At 72.5% G+C, this 4,771-nt stretch carries 3 protein-coding genes; 1 reads left to right on the top strand and 2 read right to left on the bottom strand.

Annotated features, from left to right (window positions below):
* Positions 1 to 2,427: GNAT family N-acetyltransferase (locus AB0C69_RS38210; protein ID WP_360360813.1), on the bottom strand; the 2,427-nt coding region annotated here is incomplete at its 3' end.
* A gap of 168 nt (positions 2,428 to 2,595) precedes the next feature.
* On the opposite strand from AB0C69_RS38210, the gene AB0C69_RS38215 reads away from it, so the two are divergent.
* Complete coding sequence (locus tag AB0C69_RS38215) at positions 2,596 to 3,519, top strand: PfkB family carbohydrate kinase (RefSeq protein ID WP_353834916.1); 924 nt, start codon at positions 2,596 to 2,598, stop codon at positions 3,517 to 3,519.
* Between the two features lie 11 nt (positions 3,520 to 3,530).
* On the opposite strand, the gene AB0C69_RS38220 is transcribed toward AB0C69_RS38215, so the two are convergent.
* A complete protein-coding gene (locus AB0C69_RS38220) occupies positions 3,531 to 4,568 on the bottom strand; it encodes a LysR family transcriptional regulator (RefSeq protein WP_345185677.1) in 1,038 nt (345 codons plus the stop codon).
* Positions 4,569 to 4,771: the final 203 nt, after the last annotated feature.

Below are 4,771 nucleotides of genomic sequence, written 5' to 3' on the forward strand. Positions count from 1 at the left end.
CGGCGCGCTCGCGAGCATGGTCGTGCCGGTGCTGGCTGGGCCCGCCGAGCGCGGCGACCGCGAGGAGGTCCGGCGGACCGGGTCGGCGCTGCTCAGCTCCAGCCGCGCCACCTCCGGAAGGTCGTAGCCGAGGCGGGACGCGCGCAGCAGCAGTTCCTCCAGCGCCCCGAGGTTCACCGGATCGGCGCCGCGGTGCCCCAGCAGCAGCGGGGCCGTGCGGATCGCGCGGATCATCTCCGCCGCCTCCGCGTCCGCCAGCGGCGACAGGCGGTAGGCGCGGTCGTCCAGCAGCTCGGCGGTCTCGTCGGCGATCCCGAACGAGATCAGCGCGCCGAACGAGGGGTCCTCCCTGACGACGATGCGGGTCGCCACGCCGTCCGTCCCGCCCGCGAGCCGGATGCCGTAGCAGGCCAGCAGCTCCGCCGCCTGCTCCGGCGCGACCTCCACGGGGCCGCCGTCGCCCAGCCACCCGGCGACCAGCTCCCGCGCCTTGGCACGGTCCACGTCCTCGAACACCGGCATGCGGCCGGGCGGGCGCCGCCGCCACCGCGCGTACCGGATCACGTACGCCAGCGCCCGCACGGCGTCCTCGGGCGCCGTGTAGGACGGCACGGAGCCCTCCGCGGGCATCCCGTCCGGGCCGGTGACGCGCAGGTCGGCGGGCATGCCCTCGGTGCCGAGGTAGGTCGCCACGATCGGTTTGCGGCCCTCGGCGGCCAGCCGCAGGATCCTCTCGGGGACGCGCACGTCGTAGCCGCCGATCGTCGGGGGCGTGAACAGCGCCACGACCGCGTCGACCGTGTCGTCGTCCAGCGCGCCGGCGAGGGCGGCCTCGTAGTCGTCGGCGTCGGCGCGGGGGCCGAGGTCGATGCGGGGCCGGACCTCCAGCCCGAGCGCGACGGCCTCGTCCTGCGCCAGCAGGCCCAGCGAGTTGGAGTTGTCGATGATCGCGATGCGGTCGCCGGCCGGGAGCGGCTGGTAGGCCAGCACCTGCGCCACGTCGAACAGCTCCGCCAGGTCGTCCACCCGGATCACGCCGGCCTGCTCGAACAGCGCGCTGACCGCGTGGTCGGGCAGCGTGAGCGCCCGCGCCGCGTGCCCGATCGGGACGCCCTGCGTGCTGCGCCCGCTCTTCACCGCCACGATCGGCTTGCGGCGGCCGAGCCTGCGCGCGAGCCGCGCGAACTTGCGGGGGTTGCCCAGCGACTCCAGGTACAGCAGGACGGCCCTGGTCGCCGGGTCCTCCTCCCAGTACTGCATCAGGTCGTTGCCGGAGACGTCCGCCCGGTTCCCCGCCGAGACGAACGTGGACAGCCCGAGACCGCGCGCGGCCGTCCGCTGCAGGATGGCGATGCCCAGCGCGCCGGACTGGGAGAAGAACCCCACCGGGCCCCGTCCCGGCATGGTCGGCGCCAGGGTCGCGTTCAGCCGCACGTCGGTGTCGGTGTTGGCGATGCCGAGGCAGTTGGGGCCGACGACCCGCATCCCGTAGGCGCGCGCGAGCCGCACCAGTTGCTCCTGGGCGGCCCGTCCCTCCTCCCCGACCTCGCCGAAGCCGGACGACACGACGACCAGCCCCCGCACGCCCTTGCCCGCGCACTCCTCCACGACCTCGTGCACGGCGTCGGCCCGCACCGCCACGACCGCGAGGTCCACGTCGTCCGGGATCTCCAGGACGGACGCGTACGCGCGGACCCCGGCCACCGCGACCGCCGTCGGGTGCACCGGGTACACGGGCCCGCTGAAGTCCCCGGCGAGCAGGTTCCGCAGGACGGTCCGGCCGACGCTGTGCTCGGCCCGGCTCGCCCCGACCACCGCCACCGACCGCGGGAACAGCAGCCGCTGGATCGAGCGCGCCTCGGCCCGGTGCTCGCGCGCCGTCATGACCTCCAGCGAGGTGTCGGTCGGCTCCAGGTCGAGGACGAGCTCGATCACGCCCTCCTCGAAGCGCTGCTCCGCCCGGTACCCGGCCTCCCGGAACACCCGGGTCATCCGGCGGTTGTCGGGCAGGACGCTCGCCACGAACCGGCGCACCCCGCGCTCGCGGGCCGCCGCCGCGATGTGCTCCAGCAGCACCGCGCCGAGCCCGCGGCCCTGGTGCGCATCCTCCACCAGGAACGCCACCTCCGCCGTCTCCGGCCGGTCCGCGAGCCGGTCGTAGCGGACGACCGCCACCATCTCCCCCGCGATCGTGGCGATCAGCGCGGCGCGCCGGTCATGGTCGACGGTGGTGAAGTGCTCGATCTCGCGGTCCGACAGCCGGGGGCGCGGCGAGAAGAACCGGTAGTAGATCGACTCCGGGGACAGCCGCGCGTGGAACGCGCGCAGGAGATCGGCGTCCTCGGGGCAGATGGGGCGCAGATGGGCCGTCCCGCCGTCGCTGAGGACGACGTCGGCCTCCCACTGATCCGGATAACGCTCGGTCACGTACCCGAGGGTAAGGCACGGATGCGTCACGGTCCCGCGACGAAAAAACCGGCTTCCTCGGTTTCGCTGCGCGTTCGAGACCTAATCCGGGCTCCGAAGCTGTTACGGTCGAGCACACGTCCAAGAATTGCCGCTCGCGCGGGCCGTGTTGATCGAGGTGATGACTCCATGACGCGCGTGGTCGTGGTCGGCGATCTTATGACAGACACCGTGGCGCGTGCCGCGTATCCCCTGGCCAAGGGGAGCGACACGCCCGCCGCCGTGACGACGCACGGTGGTGGCTCCGGCGCCAACGTGGCCGCATGGCTCGCCGTGGAGGGGACCGACGCCGCCTTCGTCGGCCGCCGCGGCTCCGACATCGCCGGCCGGAACCGGGACATGGAACTGATGGGCTACGGCGTCGACGCCCGCCTCGTCATGGACCAGGAACGTCCCACCGGCACCTGTGTGGTCATGGTCACCCACAAGGGCGACCGGACGATGCTGTCGGACCCCGGCGCCAACGCCGCCCTCCTCCCGGAGGACATCGAGCGCTGCAAGGACCTGTTCTCCGGCGGCACCCACCTGCACCTGTCAGGTTACGCCCTGATCAACGAGGGGTCCCGCAAGGCGGCCATCCACACCCTGGAGATCGCCCGCAAGACGCAGATGTCGGTCTCCGTGGACGGCGGCTCGTCCTCCCCGCTCAAGCGGATGGGCGCCGAGCCCTTCCTGGAGTGGACGCAGGGCGCCCGCCTCCTGGTCGTCAACGCCAAGGAGGCCGAGATCCTCACCGGCCGCGACACGCCCGAGCAGGCCGCCAAGGTGCTGACCGCCTGGTACCCGCAGGTCGTGATCACGAACGGCGCCGACGGGGCCCTGTGGTACACCAACGGCCGTCCCGAGCCGGTCACCGTCGCGGCGGAGCCCGTCGAGAAGATCATCGACGGCACGGGCGCCGGCGACGCGTTCGTCGCCGGGTTCCTCCCGCCGTGGCTCGACGGCAAGCAGCCGGCCGACGCCCTCACCGCGGGCTGCCGCCTGGCCGCCCGCGCCATGCAGCACCTGGGCGCCCGCCCCACCCTCGACGTGGTCGACAACCAGATCAAGTAGGGCGGGGCCGCTCAGGCGAGCGGAGTGTAGGTGCGGACGTCCTCCCTGACCGCGTCCCAGAGGCGGTTCAGGGGGTGGCCCGCGTCGTAGCGTTCGAGGTCGGCGCGGCGGACGAACGCGCCCGTCATGAACTCGGCCCTGGGCTCCAGGTCGTCGTCCAGCCCGATCGCGCGGAGCGGGACGGCGTCGGGGTCCTCCTGCGCGGCCATGCCCCGCCCGATCGAACCGGTGACGATCATGCAGCCGCGCACGAACCCCGATCGCAGCAGCGACAGCCCGTAGTGCACGTCGTCGATGTCGGCGACGACGTTGAGCCGCTCGCGGAAGTTCGTCCCGTACCAGGTGGCGAGCAGGTCGGCGACGAGCCCGGCGGGCGGCACCACCAGCGGGATGCGCCCGAGGCGGCTGGTCTGCACCGGCGTGCCGGGCAGCTCGCCCTCCGGCAGGTTGGTGAGCAGCAGCGCCTGGCCCCGGGCGTACTCGACGACCTCGTACTCCTGGAGGCGCAGGTCGCCCTCCGGGGTGCTGACGATGCTGCCGCAGATGAGGTCGACCTGGCGGGTCTCCAGCCGCGACCACAGGTCCTTGGTGCGGACGTGGGCGACCTTGAACTCGACCTCGCGCTGCCGGAACTCCTCCGAGACCCGGTCCCAGGCCCGGGAGACGATCGGCAGCGTGAACTCGGTGGTGCCGACCGTCAGCATGCGGCCGAGGCGGCGCCGGCTCCAGTGAATGGACTCCAGCCATTTCTCGAACGTCGTGCGCGCCAGTTCGACCGTGGTCTCCCCGGTCGGCGTGAACAGGTAGTCCTTCCCGCGCCCCTGCCGGACGGTCAGGACCTCCCCGCACAGCACCTGGCTGTTGCGGTTCAGCGTGTCGAGCTGCTTCTGGACGCTCGACTGCTCGCGCCCCAGCACCCGGGCCGCCCGCAGCGCCGAACCGGTCTCGTGCACCACCAGCAGGGTCCGCAGCTGGTCGAACGTCATGTCGAGCAGCCCGGGCGGACAGTCCAGCAGCGAGTCGAGGGTCGGGGGCACGGGGAGGGACATTACTACCTCTTCCGGGGACCCACGGAAATGGCCGCGGGGCCAACTAAGCGGGAAATGATGACATTTCCGCCTGAACTTATCTCAAGATGTTCTCCTAAACAACTGGACAGAGTTTTCTAACCTCTAGAACACTTTCCTTCGAGCCGCTCCACCGCCGCCGTCACCCGTCCCACTCCCAGGACGGCGGCGCTCCCGGGCGTGCC

It is taken from the genome of Actinomadura sp. NPDC048032 (assembly GCF_040653175.1).
Classification (GTDB): Bacteria; Actinomycetota; Actinomycetes; order Streptosporangiales; family Streptosporangiaceae; genus Spirillospora; species Spirillospora verrucosospora.

What these genes read in the sequence shown, in the direction of transcription:
- AB0C69_RS38220 (WP_345185677.1), bottom strand. Translation starts at nt 4,568, where the DNA reads ATGTCCCTCCCCGTGCCCCCGACCCTCGACTCGCTGCTGGACTGTCCG.
- AB0C69_RS38215 (WP_353834916.1), top strand. Translation starts at nt 2,596, where the DNA reads ATGACGCGCGTGGTCGTGGTCGGCGATCTTATGACAGACACCGTGGCG.